General features: G+C 66.5%; 24 protein-coding genes. 6 read left to right on the top strand and 18 right to left on the bottom strand.

All coding sequences use genetic code 11. From position 1 onward, the window contains the following. Positions 1-48: 48 nt before the first annotated feature. Entirely contained in the window at positions 49-219 is a 171-nt protein-coding gene (locus tag JDV76_RS08790) for a DUF4236 domain-containing protein (protein ID WP_198736529.1), read from the bottom strand. Positions 220-453: 234 nt separating this feature from the next. On the opposite strand from JDV76_RS08790, the gene JDV76_RS08785 reads away from it, so the two are divergent. Next, complete coding sequence (locus tag JDV76_RS08785; RefSeq protein WP_198736528.1) at positions 454-1,251, top strand: hypothetical protein; 798 nt, start codon at positions 454-456, stop codon at positions 1,249-1,251. A gap of 97 nt (positions 1,252-1,348) precedes the next feature. Here the strand turns inward: JDV76_RS08785 and JDV76_RS08780 are convergent, their stop codons facing one another. Then, on the bottom strand, positions 1,349-4,138 hold the full coding sequence (locus tag JDV76_RS08780; RefSeq protein WP_198736527.1) for an ATP-dependent Clp protease ATP-binding subunit: 2,790 nt from the start codon (positions 4,136-4,138) through the stop codon (positions 1,349-1,351). Positions 4,139-4,399: 261 nt separating this feature from the next. On the opposite strand from JDV76_RS08780, the gene JDV76_RS08775 reads away from it, so the two are divergent. Then, a complete protein-coding gene (locus JDV76_RS08775) occupies positions 4,400-5,098 on the top strand; it encodes a Pr6Pr family membrane protein (protein ID WP_198736526.1) in 699 nt (232 codons plus the stop codon). 69 nt (positions 5,099-5,167) lie between these two features. On the opposite strand, the gene lysS is transcribed toward JDV76_RS08775, so the two are convergent. The 14 genes from lysS to dacB form a co-directional block, all read right to left on the bottom strand. Then, positions 5,168-6,778, bottom strand: coding sequence for a lysine--tRNA ligase (lysS, locus tag JDV76_RS08770; protein WP_198736525.1), 1,611 nt, complete (start codon positions 6,776-6,778; stop codon positions 5,168-5,170). Between the two features lie 50 nt (positions 6,779-6,828). Further along, on the bottom strand, positions 6,829-7,998 hold the full coding sequence (locus tag JDV76_RS08765) for a globin domain-containing protein (protein ID WP_198736524.1): 1,170 nt from the start codon (positions 7,996-7,998) through the stop codon (positions 6,829-6,831). A 69-nt stretch (positions 7,999-8,067) separates the two neighbouring features. Then, on the bottom strand, positions 8,068-8,526 hold the full coding sequence (locus JDV76_RS08760; RefSeq protein WP_198736523.1) for an RrF2 family transcriptional regulator: 459 nt from the start codon (positions 8,524-8,526) through the stop codon (positions 8,068-8,070). A gap of 210 nt (positions 8,527-8,736) precedes the next feature. Further along, complete coding sequence (locus JDV76_RS08755) at positions 8,737-9,642, bottom strand: DUF2520 domain-containing protein (protein WP_198736522.1); 906 nt, start codon at positions 9,640-9,642, stop codon at positions 8,737-8,739. After that, positions 9,639-10,967 carry a DUF6779 domain-containing protein gene (locus tag JDV76_RS08750; protein ID WP_198736521.1) on the bottom strand — a complete coding sequence of 443 codons (1,329 nt, stop codon included), beginning with the start codon at positions 10,965-10,967 and terminating at the stop codon, positions 9,639-9,641. Before JDV76_RS08750 ends, JDV76_RS08755 begins: the two co-directional genes overlap by 4 nt. 82 nt (positions 10,968-11,049) lie before the next feature. After that, the gene (locus tag JDV76_RS08745) at positions 11,050-11,523 is read right to left on the bottom strand and encodes a DUF3180 domain-containing protein (RefSeq protein ID WP_376993054.1); all 474 of its coding nucleotides are present in this window, start codon (positions 11,521-11,523) and stop codon (positions 11,050-11,052) included. Next, a complete protein-coding gene (gene folK, locus JDV76_RS08740; protein WP_198736520.1) occupies positions 11,520-12,017 on the bottom strand; it encodes a 2-amino-4-hydroxy-6-hydroxymethyldihydropteridine diphosphokinase in 498 nt (165 codons plus the stop codon). The genes JDV76_RS08745 and folK overlap by 4 nt, the downstream gene beginning before the upstream one ends. Then, positions 12,017-12,403, bottom strand: a complete 387-nt coding sequence (folB, locus tag JDV76_RS08735) for a dihydroneopterin aldolase (protein ID WP_198736519.1) — start codon at positions 12,401-12,403, stop codon at positions 12,017-12,019. Before folB ends, folK begins: the two co-directional genes overlap by 1 nt. 32 nt (positions 12,404-12,435) lie before the next feature. Beyond that, on the bottom strand, positions 12,436-13,239 hold the full coding sequence (gene folP, locus JDV76_RS08730; protein ID WP_198736518.1) for a dihydropteroate synthase: 804 nt from the start codon (positions 13,237-13,239) through the stop codon (positions 12,436-12,438). 71 nt (positions 13,240-13,310) lie between these two features. Continuing rightward, the gene (folE, locus tag JDV76_RS08725) at positions 13,311-13,889 is read right to left on the bottom strand and encodes a GTP cyclohydrolase I FolE (RefSeq protein WP_198736517.1); all 579 of its coding nucleotides are present in this window, start codon (positions 13,887-13,889) and stop codon (positions 13,311-13,313) included. Next, complete coding sequence (gene ftsH, locus JDV76_RS08720; protein ID WP_198736516.1) at positions 13,873-16,524, bottom strand: ATP-dependent zinc metalloprotease FtsH; 2,652 nt, start codon at positions 16,522-16,524, stop codon at positions 13,873-13,875. Before ftsH ends, folE begins: the two co-directional genes overlap by 17 nt. Before the next feature lie 188 nt (positions 16,525-16,712). Beyond that, positions 16,713-17,297, bottom strand: a complete 585-nt coding sequence (gene hpt, locus JDV76_RS08715; RefSeq protein WP_198736515.1) for a hypoxanthine phosphoribosyltransferase — start codon at positions 17,295-17,297, stop codon at positions 16,713-16,715. A gap of 63 nt (positions 17,298-17,360) precedes the next feature. Further along, the gene (tilS, locus tag JDV76_RS08710; RefSeq protein ID WP_198736514.1) at positions 17,361-18,377 is read right to left on the bottom strand and encodes a tRNA lysidine(34) synthetase TilS; all 1,017 of its coding nucleotides are present in this window, start codon (positions 18,375-18,377) and stop codon (positions 17,361-17,363) included. 7 nt (positions 18,378-18,384) lie between these two features. Further along, on the bottom strand, positions 18,385-19,695 hold the full coding sequence (gene dacB / locus JDV76_RS08705) for a D-alanyl-D-alanine carboxypeptidase/D-alanyl-D-alanine endopeptidase (protein WP_198736513.1): 1,311 nt from the start codon (positions 19,693-19,695) through the stop codon (positions 18,385-18,387). 244 nt (positions 19,696-19,939) lie between these two features. Here dacB and JDV76_RS08700 point away from each other — a divergent pair, with 244 nt between their 5' ends. After that, entirely contained in the window at positions 19,940-20,416 is a 477-nt protein-coding gene (locus JDV76_RS08700) for an inorganic diphosphatase (RefSeq protein ID WP_198736512.1), read from the top strand. Between the two features lie 27 nt (positions 20,417-20,443). Continuing rightward, positions 20,444-21,421, top strand: a complete 978-nt coding sequence (locus tag JDV76_RS08695) for a potassium channel family protein (protein ID WP_198736511.1) — start codon at positions 20,444-20,446, stop codon at positions 21,419-21,421. 111 nt (positions 21,422-21,532) lie between these two features. Here the strand turns inward: JDV76_RS08695 and JDV76_RS08690 are convergent, their stop codons facing one another. Both JDV76_RS08690 and JDV76_RS08685 read right to left on the bottom strand, forming a co-directional pair. Further along, positions 21,533-22,003: a hypothetical protein gene (locus JDV76_RS08690; RefSeq protein ID WP_198736510.1), complete on the bottom strand. Its 471-nt coding sequence runs from the start codon at positions 22,001-22,003 to the stop codon at positions 21,533-21,535. A gap of 376 nt (positions 22,004-22,379) precedes the next feature. Further along, positions 22,380-23,183, bottom strand: a complete 804-nt coding sequence (locus JDV76_RS08685) for an ABC transporter permease (protein WP_198736509.1) — start codon at positions 23,181-23,183, stop codon at positions 22,380-22,382. A 195-nt stretch (positions 23,184-23,378) separates the two neighbouring features. Between JDV76_RS08685 and JDV76_RS08680 the strand changes: the two genes are divergently transcribed. Continuing rightward, positions 23,379-23,678 carry a rhodanese-like domain-containing protein gene (locus tag JDV76_RS08680; protein ID WP_198736508.1) on the top strand — a complete coding sequence of 100 codons (300 nt, stop codon included), beginning with the start codon at positions 23,379-23,381 and terminating at the stop codon, positions 23,676-23,678. A gap of 87 nt (positions 23,679-23,765) precedes the next feature. Beyond that, a complete protein-coding gene (locus JDV76_RS08675) occupies positions 23,766-24,212 on the top strand; it encodes a MarR family winged helix-turn-helix transcriptional regulator (RefSeq protein WP_198736507.1) in 447 nt (148 codons plus the stop codon). The last annotated feature ends 4 nt before the right edge of the window (positions 24,213-24,216 follow it).

Here is a 24,216-nt window from a genome sequence, read left to right as displayed (position 1 = left end):
CTCACACGTCGCCGGGGATTTCGTGGGTCGTCCCGTTGCCGGGATGGCTCAGCGCCAGCGGCCACGCCAGTTGAGGCCACCGGGAAGTCGGAGCGAAATCCGGCCACGCGAGTTGACGGTGAGGGGGCCGAAGCGCTTGGAGACAGAGGCCCCCGATCCCGAGAGATTGAGCCATGTGCCCTTGCCGAGTGATTTACGTCGACGATCATTCAGTCCCACTATTACTCCTGGTTCCTCGGTCGGCGGTAATGCCCGTACGGACATGCCCGGACACCTCCGGGTCCGTCCGTGTCTGAATACCGGAACGGGCACCGCATCACCCGATTCTACGACCGTCTCGCCGGGGCCCTCCGACTGGGCCTCCCACCGGTGCTGTGGCCCGGTAGTCTCACCGCATGCCGAACATCAATCCGCAACCCACCTCTCCCGATCCGACGGTGCTGCCGTCTCCGGGTGTTTCTCCAGAAAACCGGGCCAACCGGGATTCCCGGGCACGGGTCGGACAGCGAGTTCACCAGCCGGGTCATCTCGGATGACCGGGACCGGCTCAGCGACCTCTCCGGCGGGGAGCCGGTAAACCTGCCGTGCCACATCCGCACCTGCACACGGTCCCTGGCATGCCTCCGGGCGCGGTCCGTCGCCGACCTCGATCTCACACCGGAGTCTGTGTGCGTCTCTCGGGAGCTCGGTCGGAGATGCGACCTCGCTGGCCAGGCGGCCTTTGTCGCGGCTAGTAGTGTCCACGATGCACCGGCTACCTTCGCGGAGACTACCTCTGACGGTCGCTTCGATCCCGTCTACGCCGGCACCAGTGCACTGTGCCGATTGACGAACCTCGACCGCTGGGCGGAGGTCGTGGCGGCGCCGTTCCGGCCGGGTGGGCGCCTGCCGCTGAGGGTGATCTCCCCCACCTCATGCGCCTCGATGCCGATCTCAGCGCCGCGGGGAGACCCGAGGTCCACTATCCCCCTTTCCCACCGGTTCGAGCCGTTCACCGAGGACAACGACAGCACCTACGGCGGCGCAGAGAAGGTGGACCACATCCGGGTGTCTACGTCGCACCACGATCTCGGGGAGATCGTCACCGCGCCCATCCGCCGAGGACTCGCGATCGACGCGCTGGCGGAGTTCGCTGCTGCCCCGTTCCGGGCCTGTCCGGCGTTGGTCGGCGAGAACGACTCGTGGCCCCTCCTACCCGACATGCCCGAGGTCCCGGTGCGGTTCGTGGTGCAGACGCACCAACCGGTCTGAGTGCGCGCGCGGACCTCGGCGGTGGAATATACATGAGGGGCCCGGGTCGGAGATTTGAAAACTCCGACCCGGGCCCCTCATCGTGCATCATCCGTGGCTAGACGGTGCCCGCGGGCGCCTGCCCGCCGCCTGCCCCGGTATCGCCGTGGTCATCGTCGGGGGCGGAGTGCCGTCCCTTGTTCTGGTCCGGGTGGTCCGGGTTCTCGACGTGCCCGGCGGACTCGATGACGTTCTCCGACTCGATCTCCCGGGCGGAATCACCTTCGGGAACCTCTCCGTCGGCCGCGTCGGAGACGTCCTTGATGGCTTCGGCCGCCTCGACGCTGATTTCGCCGAAACCCTCGTCCTCCGGCAGCGGCTTCGGCCGCGGCGTGAACGTGAAGGTGGCCTCGGCGGCCTTGGATTCGCCATCCCAGTTCTCGACGTCGACGGTGATGATCTCGCCGGCGCCGAGTTCACCGAACAGGATCTTCTCGGACAGGGTGTCCTCGATCTCCCGCTGGATCGTGCGACGCAGCGGGCGGGCACCGAGTACCGGGTCGAAACCGCGCTTGGCCAGCAGTCGTTTCGCCTTGTCGGTGAGCTCGAGGTCCATGTCCTTGGCGTGCAGTGCCTTGGTGACGCGGGCCGCGATGAGATCGACCATCTCGACGATCTGTTCCTCGGTGAGCTGGTGGAACACCACGACATCGTCGATGCGGTTGAGGAACTCGGGGCGGAAGTGCTTCTTCAGCTCGTCGTTGACCTTCTGCTTCATCCGCTCGTACTGCCCCTCGACACCCATCGCGCCACTTCCGGAGAAGCCCATGCCGACAGCCTTGGAGATGTCCTGGGTGCCCAGGTTGGAGGTGAAGATCAGCACCGTGTTCTTGAAGTCCACGACGCGCCCCTGGCCGTCGGTGAGGCGACCTTCCTCCAGGACCTGGAGCAGGGTGTTGTAGATCTCCTTGTGTGCCTTCTCAATCTCGTCGAAGAGCACCACAGAGAACGGCTTGCGGCGCACCTTCTCGGTGAGCTGGCCACCCTCCTCGTAGCCAACGTATCCGGGAGGTGCACCAAACAGGCGCGAAGCGGTGAAGCGGTCATGGAACTCACCCATGTCGATCTGGATGAGCGCATCATCCTCACCGAACAGGAAGTTCGCCAGCGCCTTGGACAGCTCCGTCTTACCGACGCCTGACGGGCCAGCAAAGATGAACGAGCCGCTGGGCCGCTTCGGGTCCTTCAGACCAGCACGGGTGCGGCGGATGGCACGGGAAACGGCCTTCACGGCATCGTCCTGCCCGATGATCCGCTTGTGCAGTTCATCCTCCATCCGCAGCAGCCGAGAGGATTCTTCCTCGGTGAGCTTGAACACGGGGATTCCGGTCCAGTTGCCCAGCACCTCGGCGATCTGCTCCTCGCCAACCTCGGCAACCTCCTCGAGGTCACCGGAACGCCACTGCTTCTCCTTCTCCGCACGCTCTTCACCGAGTTTGCGCTCCTTGTCCCGCAGACCGGCGGCCTTCTCGAAGTCCTGCTCGTCGATGGCCGCCTCCTTCTCCCTGCGGACGTCGTTGATGCGCTCGTCGATCTCACGCAGCCCCTCGGGCGCGGTCATCCGCTTGATGCGCATGCGGGCGCCGGCCTCGTCGATGAGGTCGACGGCCTTGTCCGGCAGGAAACGGTCGTTGATGTAGCGGTCGGAGAGGTTCGCCGCGGCGGCGAGTGCCCCATCCGTGATGGAGACGCGGTGGTGTGCCTCATAGCGATCACGCAGGCCTTTGAGGATCTCGATCGTCATCTCAACACTCGGCTCGGGAACCTGAACCGGCTGGAAACGACGCTCGAGGGCGGCGTCCTTCTCGATGTGCTTACGGTACTCGTCGAGCGTGGTCGCACCGATGGTCTGCAGCTCACCGCGGGCCAGCTTCGGCTTGAGCAGGCTGGCCGCGTCAATGGCGCCTTCCGCGGCACCCGCGCCGACGAGGGTGTGGATCTCGTCGATGAACAGGATGATATCGCCGCGCTGGTTGATCTCCTTGAGGACCTTCTTCAGGCGCTCCTCGAAGTCACCGCGGTAGCGGGAGCCCGCGACGAGGGAACCGAGGTCAAGTGAATAGACCTGCTTGTCCTTCAGTGTCTCCGGGACCTTGCCGTTGACGATGTCCAGTGCCAGGCCCTCAACGACGGCGGTCTTGCCGACACCGGGTTCGCCGATGAGGACCGGGTTGTTCTTCGTCCGGCGGGAGAGGACCTGCATGATCCGCTCGATCTCCTTCTCCCGGCCGACGACCGGATCGAGCTTGCCCTCCTTCGCCGCGATGGTCAGGTTGCGTCCGAACTGGTCGAGGACCAGAGAGTTCGAACGGTCGCCGGCGGGACCACCCGCGCGGCCTGCGGGATTGGCTCCCGCGCCGACGGCTTCGGGGCCGCTGGAACCACCTTCTGGGGAGTCCCCCTGGCTCCCTTCGTACCCGGAGAGCAGCTGGATGACCTGTTGGCGCACCCGCGGCAGATCGGCGCCGAGTTTGACGAGCACCTGCGCGGCCACGCCCTCCCCCTCGCGGATGAGGCCGAGCAGCAGAAACTCGGTACCGATGTACTTGTGGCCCATCTGGAGCCCCTCACGCAGGGAGAGCTCGAGAACCTTCTTCGCCCGCGGAGTGAAGGGGATGTGACCGGTGTGCGGCTGGGTGCCGTGCCCGATGATCTCCTCGACCTCCTGGCGAACGGCGTCCAGCGAGATCCCCATGGACTCGAGCGCCTTCGCGGCGACCCCCTCACCCTCGTGGATCAGTCCCAGAAGGATGTGCTCGGTGCCGATGTAATTGTGGTTCAACATCCGCGCCTCCTCCTGAGCCAGGACGATGACGCGGCGGGCGCGGTCGGTAAACCTCTCGAACATATCTCTCCCCTGGAATCGCTGGGTGTTAGTGCCACTACTGTAACCTGCGCACCGACCCCGACATTCCGTGCGCCCGGCGATGGTACGCGCCACGTGACACAGAGCAAGATGTACGGCACACTACGCCGCAGGTGAGAGCCTATTTATCCGGTGCGTCGGAACGCTGTACGCCGGTAGCGAACACGGCCCGGAAGCGCCGATTCCAGGCATATCCGGGACCGCTCGACCCAGACCACCACAGTGTATTGTAAGGTATTCAAAATGATATCTTCAGTGATCCGGTTTCTGGGCCTCGTGGCGGCGGTGCTCGGTGTGAGTGCCGCGATCGTCGGTGGAATCGGTGTGGCCACCACCCCGTTCACCGATTTCCCCGCGTTCGGGTCCACAGGTGAGAAGCTCCTCGCCTACTACTCGTATTTCACACTGTGGTCGAACATCCTCGGCGCCGCAGCTGGTCTCTCCTACGCGTTCTGGTTCATCCGCGGCCGCGACGGCGGCGGGCTGGGGGCGGTGCTGCGGCTGGACGCGACGATCATGCTGATGGCGACGGGGCTGGTGTACCACCTGCTGGTCGCCGACGGGTCACCGCATACCGGGACACAGGCCTTCACCACACCGATCATCCACGGGATCATGCCGGTCCTGCTCCCGGCGATCTGGCTGCTCCACATGACGCAGCGACATCGGCCGGATGTGCGGCTGCGGACTCTACTCGGTGCGCTGATCATTCCGGCGATCTGGACCGCGTGGACGTTCTGGCGGGCGCAGGTCACCGGCGGCTACTACCCCTACGACTTCATGGACGCCACCGAGATCGGTTTGGCGAGGTCGGTGACCACAACCGCAATGATCTACGTGATCTTCACCGTATTCATGCTCGTTCTTGGCCTGATCGAGCGGGTCGTACTCTCGCGGCTGCGGCCGACGCGGTACATCAAGCTACCGGAGAACCGGGACTGATCCCGGAAACCGGCGAACAGCCCGACACGCTCCCGTGGGAGGTTCCGGGCCGTTCATCGGAGCGGGATGCTACTGCCTGGGCTCGGGCTTGACCATCGGGAACAGGATCGTCTCCCGGATGCCGAGGCCGGTCAGAGCCATGAGCAGCCGGTCGATCCCCATGCCGCAGCCGGCGGTCGGGGGCATGCCCTGCTCCATCGCGGTGAGGAAGTCCTCGTCGAGGACCATCGCCTCATCGTCGCCGTCGGCGGCCAGCCGGGCCTGGTCGACGAAACGCTCCCGCTGGATGACGGGGTCGATGAGCTCGGAGTACCCAGTGGCCAGCTCGAATCCGCGGACGTAGAGGTCCCACTTCTCGGTGACACCGGGCTTGTCACGGTGCTGGCGGGTCAGCGGGGAGGTCTCGACGGGGAAGTCCCGGACGAAGACGGGGCCGTGGAGCTGATCCTCGCAGAGGACCTCCCAGATCTCCTCGACGAGCTTGCCGTGGCCCCAGCCTGCGTTCTGCGGGACGGGCAGGCCGATCACCTCCGCGATGGCCTTCAGCTCCTCAACGGTGCTATCCACGGTGACCTCGGGCTGCCCGGGGAACTTCCGGGCCAGTGCCTCGTTGAGTGAGGGGTACATCTCGAGGGTCTGCCACGTCTCCCCACCGAGGTCATACTCGGTGCCGTCCGCGAGGGTGACCGTCGTGGAGCCGAACACCTCGGTGGCGACGGCCTGGATGAGATTCTTGATGGTCTCCGCGCCGTCGTCGTAGGTGCCCCACGCCTGGTAGGTCTCCAGCATGGCGAACTCGGGGCTGTGGGATGAGTCGACGCCCTCGTTGCGGAAGTTGCGGTTCACCTCGAAGACGCGGTCAATACCGCCGACGACGCAACGCTTGAGGTAGAGCTCCGGCGCGATACGCAGGTAGAGATCGATATCAAGCGCGTTGGAGTGGGTCTGGAAGGGGCGCGCCGCGGCACCACCGTGAAGGGTCTGGAGCATCGGGGTCTCCACTTCGAGGAACCCCTCGTCCTCCAGGTAATGCCGCAGTGCACGCATGACCTTGATGCGGGTCATCGCGTTTTCTCGGGCTGCGGGCCGCATGATCAGGTCGGTGTAGCGGTGCCGGACACGGGTGTCCTCGCTCAGTTCCTTGTGGGCGACGGGCAGGGGGCGCAGCGACTTCGAGGCCATCTGCCACTCCGACGCCATGACGGAGAGTTCCCCGCGGCGGGAGGAGATGACACGACCCGTGACGGAGACGAAATCACCGAGGTCGACGTCACTCTTCCAGCCCGCCAGTGCCTCCTCGCCAACCTCCGCGAGCGAGAGCATAGCCTGCACCTGGGTGCCGTCGCCGTCCTGGATGCTGGCGAAGCAGAGCTTTCCGGTGTTGCGCACGAAGATGACACGGCCGGCGATGGAGACGATGTCCCGGGTCTCCTCGCCCTTGGCCAGGTAGGTCACGCCGTCCTCGCGCTCGGCGGCGGCGGCGTCATCGGCGTCCTCGGGGAGAACCCGGTAGCGATCCCGCAGGTCCGCGATGGACGTACTGCGCTTCACCGCCACGGGGTAGGCCTCGACGCCACCGTCGAGCAGGCGGGTCCGCTTCTCACGGCGGATGCGGAGCTGCTCCGGAACATCATCGGCGTCGGACGTGGTCACGGCGGGGTTCTTCTTCGCTTCAGTCACATCCCGCCAGCGTAGTCGATACGTGGGCGTCGATCATCCTCCGGGCGTCGCTAGCTGATGAGCCAGTCGTTCGGGGAGAACAGCTCGAAGTGCACGGCCTTCGGCGCACGGTCGGCGGGCAGGGCCGCGATCTGGTCACGCAGTGCCTGCAGGAAACCGTTGCCGCCGCACAGATACACGGTCGCACCGGCAGGCAGGTGTTCCGCGATGTCGATCCGCTCGCCGTTGCTGCGGTAGCGGACCTCCATCGTGGCACCGGGGATCTCGGCGACGTACGCGGCCATCTGCTCGCGCTGCGCGAAGTGTTCCTCGTCGACGTCCGCGTGCAGGACGGTCACCGGGCGGGACGAACCGGTCGTCGCGAGGTGGTGCAGCATGCCGGTCATCGGGGTGGATCCGATTCCGGAGGACACGAGGACAACCGGATTGTCGGCGTCGTCGAGGACGAGGTCACCGGCGGGAAGGGTCGCCTGGACGGTGTCGCCGACGTCGACGCGGTCGCGGAGGAACCCGGAGACCTCACCCTCGCGGCGGACCGCGATCGTCAGTTTCGTGGCGTCGCCGCCGATGATGGAGTACTGGCGCAGCTGGCGGGCGCCGTCGTCCAGCTTCACCCCGACCGAGGTGTACTGGCCCGGACGCGGGACCGAGAGATCGCCACTCAGGGTGTAGACGGTCACGTCGCCGGGGAGGTCGTACTTCTCGGTGACGGTGACCTCGCGGAACACCTCCCCCGGCTCGACGTCGTCGGAGGCGTAGAGGTCCTCCTCGAAATCGATCAGCACATCGGCCATGAGCCAATAGACCTCATCCCAGGCGCCGGCGATCTCCGGGGTGATCGCGTCGCCCAGGACGTCGACGATGGCGGCGAAGAGGTTGTCGTGGACGATCTGGTACTGGTCGCGGGTTACGCCGAGGGAGACGTGCTTGTGACCGATCCGGCCGAGCATCTCGACCGGGTCCGGGGCGTCTGGATCGACGAGCATGGTGGCGAAGGTGGCGATCGACGCGGCGAGCGCCTTGGGTTGCTCGCCTGCGGCCTGGTTGCCCCGGTTGAACAGATCGCTGATCAGCTCCGGGTGCGCGGTGAACATCTTGTCGTAGAAGATCGGGGTGATCTCATTGATGTGCGCACCGATCACGGGGAGGGTCGCGCGGACGATATCGGCGTTTTTCTCGGACAGCGTGCGGGAGGTGTCGGGCTGGGTGGTCACGAACATGAGCTGGGCGCTCCTTTATGAATGGTCTGCGGCGGGGTCTCGGGCTATCGACGTCCGCGTGGATGGGTGTCAGGGTGTGTGCGGTAGACCCAGGGGAACCGGAATCTCGCGGGGCCGTACAGCATCAGCGATGAGATCCGCGACACGGAGGTCGTCCAAGCTCCGGTAGAACGCCTCCGTGGCGGCGGCGAGCCGGTGCCGCAACAGGCAGTCTCCCTCCAGATACGGGCAGGGGGACGGCGCCGAGCAGTCGATCACGGGCGTGGCCGGTTCCAATTCGCGGAGCAGCAGGCCAACGCTGAGCGTCGGGGCGGTCTCCACGAGGAGGACGCCGCCCGACCGACCGCGGACACTGCGGACGACGCCGAGTTTCGCCAGCCTGGACACGACCTTGGCGACGTGGGTGTCGGGAGCTTCGATGGCTTCAGCCAGGTCAGCTACGGTCATACGGGGGGCATCGACTGCGGATGCCTCCCCGAGACGCATGAGCGTCCGGAGGGCTAGGTCAGAAAACCGGGTCAGTTGCACTCCTCGAGCCTAGGCAAAATCGGTATTTGAGATTCCTCTTTTCCCGTAGTCGACACAGAATCAACCGTGCCCCCCGCCCGGTGGGTGAAGCAGAAAACCGGGACCACCAGGCATGCTAACCCCAGATGACTCCAATAAGGCTCAGATACCTGTGATGATCTGCACAATCGCCATCCACTCAAAGAGTGACCCCATGAGGGGGTGATGCGATCATTCTTCCCGTTCCGGATCCGCGCCGGTGGGGCCATCGGCCCACAGTTCGATGTCGATGTCCCCGAACGGGGTCAATTCTGCGGTCCTTCGGGCGAGGTCGCGGTAGCTCCGGGCCGTAGCACTGTCCGGGATCCCCAGATCATGCTGCAACCGGACGGTGTCCGCGGCCGCACGGTAGACCGGACCAAGCACGCTGTGCTCCGGATCCGCGAGTACCACTTCAAGCATCCTGCGGGACGTCTGGCGGAGTAGTGCACGACCGATTCCGTCCTGCGGCCCACCGCTGCGGAAGTACGCCGCATCAATCATGGAACAGGCGTCGTCGACGACGGTCATCAAGTGTTCCGTGGCGTGCTGCAGACCGGCAGCGAATGCTGGCCGTTCATTGTCAGGGACGGGTACGGGCCATCCGCCGAGTTCCGCTACGAGCACCTCCGCGACGCCCTCCGGCGGCCCGGGGTCGGCGGTGATGAGCCACGGCACGCCTTCCATGGCGTCCGCGTCGCGGAGGACTCCTGCCTTGTCCGGGGAACCCACCGGGTACACGCACGGGTGGAGCGCCATCACCAGCGCCACGTCAGCGGCGAGGGGCGCGAGAGGCCGGACGCCCTCGGACACACACAGGTGGGCAATCATCTGCCCCCGGGACACATACGGCGCCAACTCCGCCACAGCACCCCGAAGTTCCTCATCGCTAACGCCGATGAGAACGAGGTCGCACCGCCGCAGTGCGCTGATCTCCATGGCGGCACCATCGACCGCAGGAAACCGGAACCGGATGTCGGAGCACCGGGGATCCACGACCGCGACGACCCGGTGTCCGACGCCGATCAACCGTTCGGCCAGCCCCGCAGCTGGCCCGTCGGTCCCGAAGAACCCAACCCGCAGCCGCGGCGCGGTCACTGATCGTCGTCCGCGTTCTCGCGGAGGTTCTCCAGCAGTTCGGCGACCGAGATCCCACCGCCACGTTCATCACGGCGACGGCGTCCGCGCCGCGGGACCTCCACGTCCCGGGTGTCATCGGAACGAATTTCCGGGGAACCGGTCGACTCAGTCGCGTGTGCTGCGCGCCGGGACGCCGGGCGTCCGCTCGCGTCCCAGGGGACAGCCGCCATCGCACCGGTGTCGAAGCCGTTGCCCTCGTGCGCACCGTGCTTGGGGGTTCCCTCCCCGGATGCGTGGTGCGGCGCAGAGTCCTCCGTCTCCGTAACGGCAGGCGTGGGATCCAGTTTCCCACTCCGGGGACCGCCGGTGATCAAGTAACCGGCGTCCGTGGGGACTCCGCCACCGGGCACGTCTCCACCGGTGATCAACGGGTTTGGCTTCATCGCAGACGGCGAGGTCAACCAGGAGGGTGTGCTCACGGGTGCGAATGCGCCTGTGGTGTCCTCGTCATCTCCGCTGTCTACCACCGCGCCGCCGTCGGTGCTATCCGACGCAGCATCCGCGAGCCACGCGGTAGGACGTTCCGCCCGCTCGCCCTCATCCGGTTCCGGTGAAAGCGGTTCAGCGTCGTCAGCGGTCCGCCGTCCAGAGGGCCGGTCCGAGGTAGCGATCGGAGTGGGCTCCACCGGGACCACCTCCTCAACATCCTGGACGTCCCGGGGATCACTTCCGTTGAGGTCACCGGGTACACCAGTGTCTTCCGCGTGGATCCGACCTTCCGGATCCACGGAATCCGCTCTGGCGAATACGCTTCGGTCCACGTCGGTCGGAGCCCGGCCGGGCCCGGCGAGAAGCTCCTGGATCCGGCGGGCCTCAGCCTGTAGAGCGGCGGGTTCGTAGCTCCAGGTCTGACCGCTGAGCTCCTCCAGCTGCGCCCGCATGGCCGCCAGCTGTTCGCGAATCTCTGCGAGCGCGGTATCCCGGTACTCATCCAGCGATTCGAGGTAACTCTGCTCGAGGATGCGCTCCTGCTCCCGATGCGCGGCAAATTCGCGGCGGAGCTCCTCTTCGTGACTGCGCTCCACGAGTTCCCGTTCCCGCTGTTCCGCGGCAACCTGCCTGCGGTACCGGGCGACGAGGATGATCCCGAGGACCGCCGCCCACAGCGCCGCGACCACCCCGATCTTCAACGCGACGTCGCTGCCGGTGAACAGCATCACCACCACGGCGATCAGTGCGAGGACAACCAGAACGACCAGCGTCGCCTGCCAGTTGTCGTTCTGCTCCCCGCCTTGTTCCGGACCAGTACCGGAGGCTGTCGCATTCTCGTCGGCGTCGCTCATGGCTACCAATGTACTAAACGACCTGGTTCCGGCCACACAGGCGCGCAGGCCCGGTGTCGCCCAGCGAGAGGAGTCTCCTCGGTCACGCAACGGCCGCGGGCTCACCGTCCGACGGCGGCGGTACCTCACAGCTCCGCTCGAGAATCACCCCTGCGATGGCCATCGTGAGTCCGCCGAGGACCGAGACCAGCACTCCGGGGAGATCATCCGCGGCGGCAGTGAGCGTGCCTGCCATGGGGACGACGTAGGTCGCCATCCCCAGATACGCTCCCCCGACGACGCTCCCCGTCCAGGCAGAGGCTTTCCCGATGACGAGCCACTGCGCGACGGTGATCGGGTTGAGCTGGCTCCGGTCGAGCCCGATCCGCCCCTTGTCCAGATGGGCCCGGACACGCCACGCCAACACCCCGCACAGTCCTGCCATGAGCCACAGCGTGACCGACGCGGTCACCGATATCGGAATGAAATTCGCGTAGAAACGCCAGGTCAGTATCGCGGAGGCCCCGGCACAGAACAACGCCATCGCGACCAGCAGGGGGATCGGGGTCGTTCTCACGGTCGCCGCTCCTCCGGTAACCGCACCCCGGCGACGTCCGCGGACGGCAACCCGTCGACCAGCGTTGCCACAGGCACCCCGGCGAGCACTGCCCCGGGGTCGGCGGCGAGCCACGGCACCAGGACGAACGCCCGCTCATGGGCGTGCGGGTGCGGCAGTGTGAGGCGTTCGGTGTCACTGTGAATCTCGGAACCGTCTGCGGCGACGCATTGTACGATGTCGACGTCCAGTGTCCGGGGCCCCCACCGGAGCTCGCGGACCCGGCCGGCGGCGTTCTCGAGCGCCTGACAGCGGTCGAGCAGTTCCCCGGGCGCATCGGTGGTGTCGATGATGACGACCGCGTTGGCGAAATCGGGCTGATCCGTCACCCCCCAGGGCGCGGTGTCGTACACCGGCGAGGCGGAGACCGTCTCCGGGGCGAAGTGGCGCAAGACGCCGTCCACGGCGCGGGCCGCCTCGTGGAGGTTGGCTCCCACTGACAGGACCGCGCGCATCAGGGCTGCCCCTGCCCCCGGCCGCCACGAGAACGCCGCGCCACGACGGCCACGTCGTCGAAGTCGAGCGGGATCGGTGCGTGTGGCTTGTGCACCGTCACCTCGATGGCGTAGAGCTGCGTGAAGGTTCCCATCGCCGTGTCGGCGATCTCGGCGGCGACGGTCTCGATGAGGTCTCGGGGGCTGCCCGCGACGATCTTGTGCGCGAGCTGCGCGAGCTCGGAGTAGTCGACGGTGCGGTCCAAGTCGTCGCCCGCCGCGGCGGCGGTGAAGTCCAGCCAGCAGGTCAGGTCGACGATGAATTCCTGCCCTGCAGCGCGTTCCGCGGACAGCACACCGTGCCGCCCGTGTACCTTCAGTCCCCTGAGTTCGATTCTGTCAGCCATGTTGGGGAGATTCCCGTCCTTCCAGTTGCTGTTCACTCATGTCCCGAGCCGCCCATCCGCCAGGCTGCGGCGACATCCACCGCGTCGCGGGAGACCGCGACGTCGTGGACTCGGACGGCCCACGCGCCGTGGTGCGCGGAGAGCGTGGTGACCGCCGCTGTCGCGGGGTCCGCGGACCCCGCCAATCCACGGTCGCTCCGAACCGCGGCGAGGAACCGTTTCCGGGACGCGCCCACGAGAACAGGGTAAGGCCCCGCGGTGAAGTCCGGAAGTGCCCCGAGCAGCGCCCAGTTGTCCGCCGGTGTCTTGGCGAAGCCGAGCCCGGGATCGATGATGATGTTGTGTGGGGCGATCCCCGCAGCCTGTGCCTCCCCCGCGAGGCTCCCGAGCCTGCGCCGCACGTCGGCGACGACGTCGCCGTCGGTGTGCGCGGCTCCCGAGGCATCCCCAAATCGGACCGTCTTCCAGTGCATGAGGCAGACCGGGAGCCCGGACTGCGCCATGACCCCGAACATGTCCGGATCGGCGTGACCGCCGGAGACGTCGTTGATGAGGGAGACACCGGCCTCCACGGCGGCTGCGGCGACGCTGGCCCGCATCGTGTCGACTGACGTCGGGATCCCCTCCGCGGCGAGTGCCCGGATCACCGGGGCGGTCCGGCGCAGTTCCACCTCCGGGTCGACCCGCACGGCGCCGGGCCGAGTCGATTCCCCACCGACGTCGATGATGTCCGCTCCAAGCGCGACAAGCTCGCGGGCGTGTGCAACCGCCACCTCGGGGTCGAGGTATCGGCCACCGTCGGAGAAGGAGTCCTCCGTGACGTTGACGATGCCCATGACCAGACACCGATCCCGGACGGGGAGCCCGTCCGGGAGCCGACGGGCCGGTCGTGGCCCGGACCCGCCGCTCACTGCTTCGCCCGGATGAGGCTCAGCGCCTCGGCGCGGGAGGCGGCGTTGTGCTGGAAGCCACCGCGGACGGCGGAGGTCATAGTCGTCGCCCCGGGCTTGCGGATTCCCCGCATGGCCATGCACAGGTGTTCGCACTCGATCACGACGATGACGGCCTGCGGGTTGAGCCGCGCAACGAGGGAATCGGCGATCTGCCGGGTGAGACGTTCCTGGACCTGGGGACGCTTGGCGTAGAGATCCGCCAGGCGAGCGAGTTTGGACAGGCCGGTGACCTGTCCGTTCTTCCCGGGGATGTACCCGATGTGCGCAACTCCGAAGAATGGCACGAGGTGGTGCTCGCAGGTTGAGTAGATGGGTATGTCGCGGACGAGAACGAGTTCCTGATGATCCTCGTTGAAGGTCTTGGCAAGCACCTCGGACGGGTCCGAATGCAGTCCCGCGAACACTTCGGCGTAGGCGCGGGCGACCCGGTCGGGGGTCTCCCGCAGTCCCTCCCGATCCGGATCCTCTCCCACGGCGATGAGCAGTTCCCTGACCGCCGCGGCGGCGCGTTCCAGATCAATCCCGTCGCTCATCGTCATCCTCCCGGGGTGGTTCGGTGGTGGTCTCCCCGAAACCGATCACGTCGGTTGGACTCGATGACGGAGCCTCGGAGACGTCCTCGTCACTGTGGTCCCCCTGTCCCGGAGCGTGCTCGGGTTGTTCATGGTCGGGCAGACGGAAACCGATCAGTTCGCCGTCGCCCCCCGGAGCGGAGTAGGTCTGCAGTCCCTCCACCCCGGTCTCCGGTTCACCGGGACCGTAGGAGGCCATCCCCGGGTGTTGGCCGGGTGCGCGGCGTTCCGCCGTCTCCTGGCCTGTACCAGGTGCGTACGGGTTGAGCCGCGATGCGTCACGCGGGGGCCACCCCGGAGCCGACCAGCCGGGCGGCGGTGGAGTGCCACCGTAGGTCGGGGTGGTGGAACCGGTGTCCCCCGCGCGGCCATCCGTGGACGGCAGGGCGTGCTTCCCGATGCGGGTGGAATCGTCGTCGCTGGCATCCCGGACAGGATCGACCGCGTGAGATCCGGTGGCGTCGCCGTAGCCGAAGCCGGTGTTCGCCTGCGGCTCCGGGCGGGCTTCCCGATCCTGCTCTGCGGCGTGTCCTCCGGGCGCGGGGTCACCGTGGGAGTTCTGCACCGGGGCGGGGCCGCCGAGTGCGGCGAGCTGCTTCTCTCGGCGGGCGCGTGCCGCCTTCGAAGCCTCCAGGAGGGAGAATCTCTTCGGGGGTTCCTCGCCGCGTTCGATGGCGAGTTCCGTGGGGGTCTTCACCGGTTCATGGCCGAACTGGCGCGGGAAGTCGGTGTCCTCGCCACGGAATACCTCCAGTGGTTCCCGCGGGGTGATGTCGGTGAACAGTGCCTCCAGGTCCGGACGGCGCAGGGTCTCTTTCTCCAGGAGCTTCGCGGCGAGCCGGTCGAGGGTCTCCCGGTTGTCCCGCAGGATGCCGTACGCCTCGCGGTGTGCCTTGTCCAGCAGGTACCGGGTCTGCTCGTCGATCGTGGCGGCCACGGTCGGCGAATAGTCGAGACTGCCGCCGACGCCCCGCCCGGAGAAGGGGTCACCTTGTTCCTCGCCGTATTTGACGGTGCCGAGCTCCGGGGACATGCCGTACTCGGTGAGCATCGCGCGGGCGATCTTGGTGGCCTGCTCGATGTCGGAGGATGCGCCGGTGGTGGGCTGTCCGAAGACGAGTTCCTCGGCGGCGCGGCCGCCCATGGAGAACACCAGGCGGGCGAACAGCTCGGAGCGGTTGTACATGCCCTTGTCGTCCTCGGCTGCGGTCATGGCGTGGCCGCCGGTGCGGCCACGGGCGAGGATGGTGACCTTGTAGACGCGTTCGATGTCCTTCATCGCCCAGGCGGCGAGCGTATGGCCGCCCTCGTGGTAGGCGGTGACCTTCTTCTCGTGCTCGGAGATGATCTTGCTGGAGCGGCGCGGGCCGCCGACGACGCGGTCGGTGGCCTCCTCCAGGGCGTCCGCGGTGATGACGTTGCCGCCGATGCGGGCGGTCAGCAGCGCCGCCTCGTTGAGGACGTTCGCCAGATCGGCACCGGACATGCCTGCGGTGCGTTTAGCGAGGGAGTTCAGGTCGGCGTCCGGGGCCAGGGGCTTGCCCTTGGCGTGGACCTTGAGGATCATCTCGCGACCCTTGAGATCGGGATTAGTGACCGGGATCTGACGGTCGAAGCGACCGGGGCGCAGGAGCGCGGGGTCGAGGATGTCGGGGCGGTTGGTGGCGGCGATGAGGATGACACCCTCGCGGTCGCCGAAACCGTCCATCTCGACGAGCAGCTGGTTGAGTGTCTGTTCCCGTTCGTCGTGACCGCCGCCCATGCCGGAGCCACGCTGCCGTCCGACGGCGTCGATCTCGTCGACGAAGATGATGCAGGGGCTGTTCTCCCGGGCCTGCTTGAACAGGTCACGGACGCGGGAGGCACCGACACCGACGAACATCTCGACGAAATCGGAGCCGGAGATCGAGTAGAACGGCACACCTGCCTCACCGGCGACAGCACGGGCGAGCAGCGTCTTACCGGTTCCGGGCGGGCCATAGAGGAGAACGCCACGCGGGATCTTCGCACCCAGTGCCTCGTAGCGGGAGGGGTCCTGGAGGAAGTCCTTGATCTCGTGGAGTTCGTCGACGGCCTCGTCGGCGCCAGCGACGTCCTCGAATGTGTTGGTGGGCATGTCCTTGGTGAGTTGCTTGGCCCGGGACCCGCCGATGCCGAGCATGCCCATCCCGCCGCCCTGCATGCGGGAGAAGAAGAAGATCAGTAGGCCGAAGACGATGAGCATCGGCAGCATGACGCTGAGCATCGAGCCGAGGAAGCTCTCGCGGGTGACCTTGGTGGTGTACTTCTCCGCATCGGCAGCCTGCACCTTGTCGAAGATCACCGGGGTGGTTCGGGCCGGATACTCGGCGATGATCTCGCTGATGCCGTCCCGTTCCTCGACGGTGATGTCCTCTTTGAGTTTCAGCCGGATCTGCTGCTCACGGTCATCGATCTGAGCCTCGGCGACGTTGTGTTCATCCAGCTGCGTCAACGCGACGGAGGTGTCCACTTTGCGGTAGCCGCGGGTGTCGTCGGTGAGCACGGTCATCACGTACAGGGCGACGAGGATGACGGCGGCGATCGCGCCAATCCTCAGCAGTTTCTTGTTATCCATTCACAAGCCAAGCCGGCGGACGGTCCCGACTGCTGTGTCGTGTCGTCGGGGCGCGGTCGCCGGGCCCTTTCTTTTCAAGTCGTTGCGGGGCACGGATAGCGTGCCGGTGGACGGGGCGCCAGAGAGTTATCCCCGGCGCAGCTCACACACAGGGTACCCGTGCGGTGCCGGGAAGCCGCCAGGTGCGGTCAATCTGCGTAGACGCTCGGGTGCAGGCTGCCGACATAGGGCAGGTCACGGTAGCGCTCGGCATAATCGAGGCCGTAGCCGACGACAAACTCATTGGGGATGTCGAAACCGATGTCGGAGAAGTCGACCTTCGCCCGGACGGCCTCCGGCTTGCGGAGCAGGGAGATGACCTCAAGGGTCTTCGGCCCACGGCTCTTCAGATTCTTGATCAGCCAGGAGAGCGTGAGCCCGGAGTCGATGATGTCCTCCACGATGAGGACGTTGCGGCCGTCGATATTCCGGTCGAGATCCTTCATAATCCGCACCACTCCGGATGATGAGCTCGCGTTGCCGTAGGAAGAGACCGCCATGAACTCCATCTGGGAGGGGATGGTGAGCGCCCGGGCGAAGTCGGTCATGAAGAAGACGGCGCCCTTGAGTACACCGATGAGGATGAGATCCTGCTCGTCGTCGGCGTGTTCGGCGGAGACCTTCGCCGCCATTTCAGCCACCCGGCGTTGGAGGTCCTCCTCGGTGACGAGGACCTTCTCCACGTCGGTTCCGTAAGGCCCATCGGGGACAGGGTTGTTCTTCTGTTCATGCATGGTGTGTGTCGACCCTTCATCGTCGTTCGCTCGCGGCACGGTGAGCCCGGTCGCGGGCTGTTTTCAACGCGCCCCCACAGTCAGAATGCCACCCCGGCGCGTCACAACCAACCTGCGCCCATCGGTGGTTCCACCCACCGCGACCGGTCCCTGCCCATGCCAGTCGGTTAGGAGCCGGTCGACGCCCTCGCAAGCACGCGCGGTGACCGCCGCCCCGTTCGCCCGGAGAAACAGGGCGATGACCCTTCGCCGCACCGCAGGATGTTCCTCCGCCACGGTCACGGACAAGCCCGCCGTCGCTGTGTTGTCCGTACCGCCACGGTGTCTGCTCAGGGCCGCATCGGCGAGGGCGTCGAGCAAGTCGGAATCCTCCGTCGCCTTGACGGATGCCTCCGCGAGCGCGGGTGCGGCGTCTCCCCCGATAATCTCGGAGAGAGCCGGGAGGATCCGGGCCCGGAGCGCCACGCGGCGGAACGCGGTGTCGGTGTTGTGCGGGTCGTGCCACGGCGTGAGGCCGAGTTCCCGCGCGGCGCCGACGGTGTCCGCGCGCCGGATCCGGAGGAACGGACGGATGAGTGGAACGGGGTCATCTGTGCCCGCGGTTCCGGGGACGACCCCCACCTCGGCGAGTCCCCCGGTGAGGCCGCGGAGCGCGCCGAGCAGCATGGTCTCGGCACGGTCGTCGAGGGTGTGCCCGACCCACACGGCAGTGTCGAGCCGCGTGGCAACCGCCCCGAGGGCCGCGTACCTGGCGACGCGGGCGGCTGCCTCCGTCCCACCCGGATGGACGGCCGGATCAACGGCAATGACCTCGGCGGATCCTCCCATCGCGCGAACCTGGTCGGCCGCCGTCCGCGCCCGTTCCCCACTGCCGAGCTGCAGTCCGTGGTCGACACAGGCAGCGTGCACGGACGCCCCCTCTGCCAGGGCGGCGGCGGCGAGCATCAGGGAATCGGGGCCCCCCGAGACCCCGACCACCACGGGACGCTCGGCAGGGACAGCCCGGCGCACGGCGAGCCGCAAGGCGAGGAAGTGGGGGCAGGTACGGGGCAGCGTAATCTCCCCGATCCGTGCGGGCACCTCCAGATCACCCGGCCCGTAGCGCGGAAGCCAGCCCGTCGAGGGCGTCCCTGGCCGGCAGGATCTCGGAGCCGTTGGAGATGAACGCGAAGGTGTAGACCCGACCATTGTCGGAGGTCACCGTACCGGCGAGCGCCGACGTATCGGTCAGCGTCCCGGTCTTGGCCCGCACCCAACCACGCCCGGCGCGGTTGTCGAAACGGTTGCTCAATGTACCGGTCGCCGCTGCGACTGGGAGGGTGTCCAGCAGCGGCCGGAGCTCCGTTCCCCGCGCCGCCGCGGTGAGCACGGCGTCGAGAAGTCCCGTCGACACCCGGTCTTCCCCGGACAGTCCCGAGGTATCGTCGAGCCGGGCGGCGGAGACAGTGATCCCGTGCTCCTGCAGGATGTCGAGCACCGCGCGCCCGGCTCCCGCGGCGTCCGCGGGCAGCCCCCTGGTGAGCGCCAGTTCCCGGCCGAGTGCCTCGGCGGCGACGTTGTCGCTCATCCGCATCATCAGACCCAGGCGGTCGGCTAACGGTGCCGAGGTGACCGAGGCGAGGATCCGGCTGTCGGTGGGAGCGGTGGTGTACCCGAAGCGCCGGGCACCCAGCCGCTCCCCCAGCGCCCGAGAGACGTCGATGGCCGGTTCGGCGCTGCGCGGCCCATGGGCGTTCGCGGCGTCGACGAGCCCCCGGTTCATCATCACCGGATCCATGGGGGTGATGTAGCCGGCGGCGATATCGTCCCGGTACCAGCCCGGGGCGAAGTTGTCCGCGGACCATCTGGTCGTGTCCACGAAGACGTCGACCGGGTCTTCTCCCGGCAGGTGCGTCCGAATATCCGCGGCGAGTTCGTCCAGCTGCTCCGCCCCCAGATCGACGTCCCCCGCACCGACGAGGACGGCGGTACCCGGTTCGGGGCCCTCGACGACGGAGGTCGTGATCGTCTGTTCCGGTCCGAACGTCAGCAGGGCTGCGGCGGCGGTCAGGACCTTCACTGTGGATGCCGGGCGCACCTCCGCTCCCGCATCACGGGTCCAGATCACCTCGCCCGTCGTGGCATCCGTGACGGAGCCGACGAGGTGGCCCAGCCGGGGATCTGCGGCGAATCCGTCGAGTCGGGCCACCAGCTCCACCGTGTCCGGGTCGTCACCGTCAGGCTGGCCATCGGTCGGCGCCGGGGTGATCGCCTCGGTGGGCCGGGAGACAGTGAGAGGTGCCCCGTGGGTGAGCGCCCGGTCGGCCTCCGCCCGAAGTGCGGCGACCGTGGTCACTCCCCCTGCGGTCGCCATCACCAGGACGGCGGAGATCACCCACCACCAGTCCGTGCGCGCCATGTCATCCCTTTCCGAGCATCGTCCGGCCCCGGTGCCCGTGCCGCCGGTCGTTTCTGTTGCGGGCCTGATCCTAGTGCACCCCGCCGGAGCGGTGCACCGCCAAGGCTAGGATGGGAGTGTCCACGGGTTCCGGTGAATCCGGCCCCGATTTCAATCCACAGCAGTCGATCCTGCGTCACCTCCCACGGCACCCAGGTTCCGCGGTCGGGTGGCAGGCAGGGAAAGGAACACGGCAACACACGCCATGAGCATCGAAGTCACGATCGAGATCCCCAAGGGTTCCCGCAATAAGTACGAGGTCGACCACGAGACGGGCAAGGTCTACCTGGACCGCTACCTGTTCACCCCGATGGCGTATCCGGCCGACTACGGCTTCATCGATCACACCCTCGGCGAGGACGGCGACCCGATGGATGCACTGGTCATCCTGCCCGAGCCCGTATTTCCCGGTGTCATCGTCAAGGCCCGCACCGTCGGTGTGTTCAAGATGACGGATGAGGCCGGCGGCGACGACAAACTGCTCTGTGTCCTGGATGATCCGCGCTTCGATCACCTGCAGGACATCGGCGACGTCTCCTCCTTCCTCCGCGACGAGATCGAGCACTTCTTCGTCCATTACAAGGATCTGGAGCCCGGCAAAGAGGTTCAGGGTGCAGGCTGGGGCGACAAGGCCGAGGCCGAGAAGATCCTGCAGGCTTCCGTCGAGCGCTACAAGGGTTAGTTCGCCGGGCATGGCACACTGATCGTCATGCCCGCCACCCCAGACGAGAGCACCCGGACCACAGCGGACCCGGATCAGGGAGCGTCCTTCCCGGCCCGCCTGAAGTACGCCTACCTCACGCTCTTCCATCCGGAAATACCCGAGGATGCACCCGCGCAGCAGCGGTGGGAGGCGCGGGTCGAGGGGCCGATGATCATCGTCTCCATCATCTTCCTCATTTTGTTCATCTGGGCGTCCATCGGCAGGGCCGATGCCCGCTGGACCCGCATCGCCGAGTATGGCATGTGGTTGACCTGGTGGGCGTTCATCGTGGATTACGTCACACGGTTGTATCTCGCGGAGCACCGCGCCCGGTGGTTCTGGCGGCACTTCCACGAGTTCCTCCTGGTGGTGCTGCCCTGGTTCCGGCCGCTGCGGTTGCTGCGGATCCTGCCGGTGATCTTCCTGGTCCAGCGGTTCTCGGCGTCGAACAAAAGGGTCACGGTGGCCGCCTACACCGGCGTCGCCTCGGTACTGCTGATCCTGATATCCGCACTGTCCATCTACGACGTCGAGCACGGCAACCCAGACTCACAGATTGCTACCTTCTTCGACGCCGTCTGGTGGTCGATAGTGACGGTGACGACGGTCGGGTACGGCGACATTACCCCGGTGACCACCGGAGGCCGGTACATCGGAATCGCCGTGATGCTGGGTGGTATCGCGGTCGCCGGTGTTGTCACCGCCACATTCGCGTCGTGGCTGGTCCAGCAAGTCGAGGACGAGGACACCGCCGCGCTGCAGGACCAGCAGCAGGCAGTTAACCGGGAGATCAAGGGGATGCGCCGCGAGGTCGACCAGCTCCGGGGTCAGATCAGCCGGATGACCGAGCAGCAGGAGCTACTGCTCCGGCAGCTGTCCGCCGCCGGGGATCAGCCACCGGCCGTGCCCCCGGTACCGCCGAAGAAGGAGCGGCCGTCTCGCGGTAAACAGGGCTGGCCCCACCGACACAAGGACTCCGACTAGTTAAACGTCGTGGAACCACGGATAGGAAGCAGCCGTCAGTTCCTGTCTGCCGCGGGAACCGGTGGCGGTGACGGTACTGCAGTCCCGGCGTCTCCGGCGGTGACCTGTTCACTAGTCACCGTTGTTCTCCCTGACCCGTTGGGCGTCCGCGTGGTCACGGGTACCTGGCCTAGTCGCTTTCGGTGTAACCGGCATACCCGCTATTCCGTTGCCGTAAATTGCGGACGCACCGTCGGGTGTCGGGAATGGGTGCAGGTGCTCAAAAGCTGACGTCACGAGCCCACTCATGCAGTTCTGCACATCGAGGCTCAGGGCTGGCCGCGCATTGGCCCGCTCAATCCAGGGGCCAACGCCCCGTTGTTTTTCGGCATCGAAAGCGTTGTACTCAATTGCGATCTTCTTGCGCAATCGCACAGCCCACCCGCGCACGTTTGGCTGCGTGAGTTCACGTTCCAACTCATCGGAAGCCAACATACACACATGGAAAAAGTCGGCGAGAGCGGTTGCCTTGCAGGTTTCCAGGACGCGTTGCGCGAAGGTATCCGTAGCGACGGTAGCCGGGTCTGCGAATGCCTTTTCCATGACCACATTCTGGAAGTGGATCTCCGCGTCCCTGATGGCCCGTATGCACGTGACTACGGCGGCGCGTTGACGTGCTAGATCATCACGCCACAGTTTTCCTGTCGCTCACGCTCCCGCCGGTCGTCGTCGGCTCTCCGCCTGTTATCCTCGTCCGCCTGGTCGGCGATAGGTCGTTTGTCTGCACGCTGGTTATGCCACCATGTCGTCAACACCACGCCGAACAAGGCAACGAGGGAGACCAGGAGCGATACGCCGCTTTGAGACGTGAGCCAAGAAATAAACTGCATGGCCACAGACTAGGCGACCGTCAGGAGCACAGAGCCATCTTCAGACCCCATCGTTGCGCGGGCCGTGATTCGCTACACCGATCCACCGGTCAGAGCAGGCGCCACACCACGAGGTATTCGGTGATCGTCAGCGCCGCGGTGGCGACCGCGAGGATCGCGATGATCACGAAGAGCTGCATGATCCCGGCTTCCATCGGGGTCGCACCGCCAAGGACCATACCGACGAAGGCACCGGGAATCGTGACCATGCCCACGGTCTTGGTCGTGTCGATGGTGGGCACGAGCGCGGCGCTCGCCGCGCGCTCCGCCACGAGCATCCGCGCTTGGCCGTCGGTAAACCCGAGCGAGAGTGCGGCCTCGACCTCGCCCCGCCCGGCGCGGAGTTCCTCATGTACGCGCCTGCCAGTCAGGGCGGAGACCGCCATCCCGTGCCCAATGAGGATACCGGCGACGGGGATCACCGCGAGCCCACGCATGTCGAGGATCCCGGTAAGCACCAGGGCACCGACCAACAGGAAAGGGGCGAGTGCAACGGGGCCGGTGAGTATCAGGATCTCCCGGATCCGGCGGCCCAGCGATAGTCGGGGTCGATACTTGCGCGGCACATGCGGGCCGACACGGGCCGCCAGGATACGATCATGGGAGGTCTCCGCAGCCGTGAGCGTGATCGCGGTGAGAAACAGCACGACAGCCCACGCACGATTCACCGCGAAGTCGAGAACGAGTCCGAGAACAAGCAGCTGGACCGTCGCGCGGACCGCCGCCCAGGGAATGATCGGCGCATGTTCGGTCCGGCCGATCCTAGCCAGGACGGCGGCGATGATGACGAGGGCGATGAGGGCCACCACGAGTGGCCAGCCGAAGTTGAACATCGTCGAATGGGTTCCCTGCATGAGCTCAGTCTATTGACCCCACGTGACACAGGACCATCCGCTGTAGTATCTGGCGTCGATGTCGCGGCAGTCCGACCCCGTTCGGGTCCGTGGGTCCACCGAATGCGCCGTGACCACAGGTAAACTGCTACTGTCTGGGCGATTCCCTGGGTGCCGCCCGGACAGCAACTAACACCCCACACGAAGGATCGACACATGAAAACCGTTCTCCCCTCCGCTGTTCCGTCCGACGCCCAACTCGTCGATGTTCGGGAGCCCGACGAGTTCGCGGACGGTCACGCGACCGGCGCGGTCAACCTGCCGATGAGTGAGATCGTCGGTCGACTCGACGAGATCGACCGGGACCGTGACCTCTACGTCATCTGCCTCTCGGGTGGCCGGTCTGCCCGTGTCTGCGAGTATCTCGAACACCGCGGTATCGACGCGATCAATGTCGACGGCGGCACGTCGGCGTGGCGCGCCGCAGAGTTACCCATGGAGATTCCCGGTACCTGACCAACACCGTCGGATCACGGCGACACGCAATGATGGATGTACACCAACGTTTTACGTCCGCCATGTTGGAGAGCTAGGATCAATGGTATGGCAGCGACACCTCTTGTTCCCACAGCTCTTCTCGAGTCCCCCTCGTTTCAGCTCGAGCGTCTCCGCAAGCGCACCCGCGACGAGGTGGAGGTGGCTCTGGCTAAGGAGCATACCGGGCTCCGTGAGTACTGGGTCCTCACCTGCCTCGTCGAGGAGTCCGCAGCAAGCCAGACCGCACTGTGCGACCTCCTCGCGGTCGACGCCTCCGACATGGTCCGACTGATCGACAGCCTGGAGAAGCACGGGTGGGTCAAGCGCGAACGCGACCAGAAGGACCGGCGCAGGCAGATCGTCGCCGCCACGAAGAAGGGACGCACCGCCCAGAAGAAACTCAGGGAGTTCGTCACAGAGGCCGAGGACCGGGCACTCGACGAATCCACATCGAAGCAGCTCAAGCATCTCCGCAAGCTCGCGAAGGCGATCATCGCCCTCGACGTCGACTAGCATC

It is taken from the genome of Corynebacterium marambiense (assembly GCF_016342275.1).
Classification (GTDB): Bacteria; Actinomycetota; Actinomycetes; order Mycobacteriales; family Mycobacteriaceae; genus Corynebacterium; species Corynebacterium marambiense.
The sequence above is the reverse complement of the archived record's forward strand: the minus strand, read 5'-3'. Positions and strand labels throughout refer to the sequence as shown.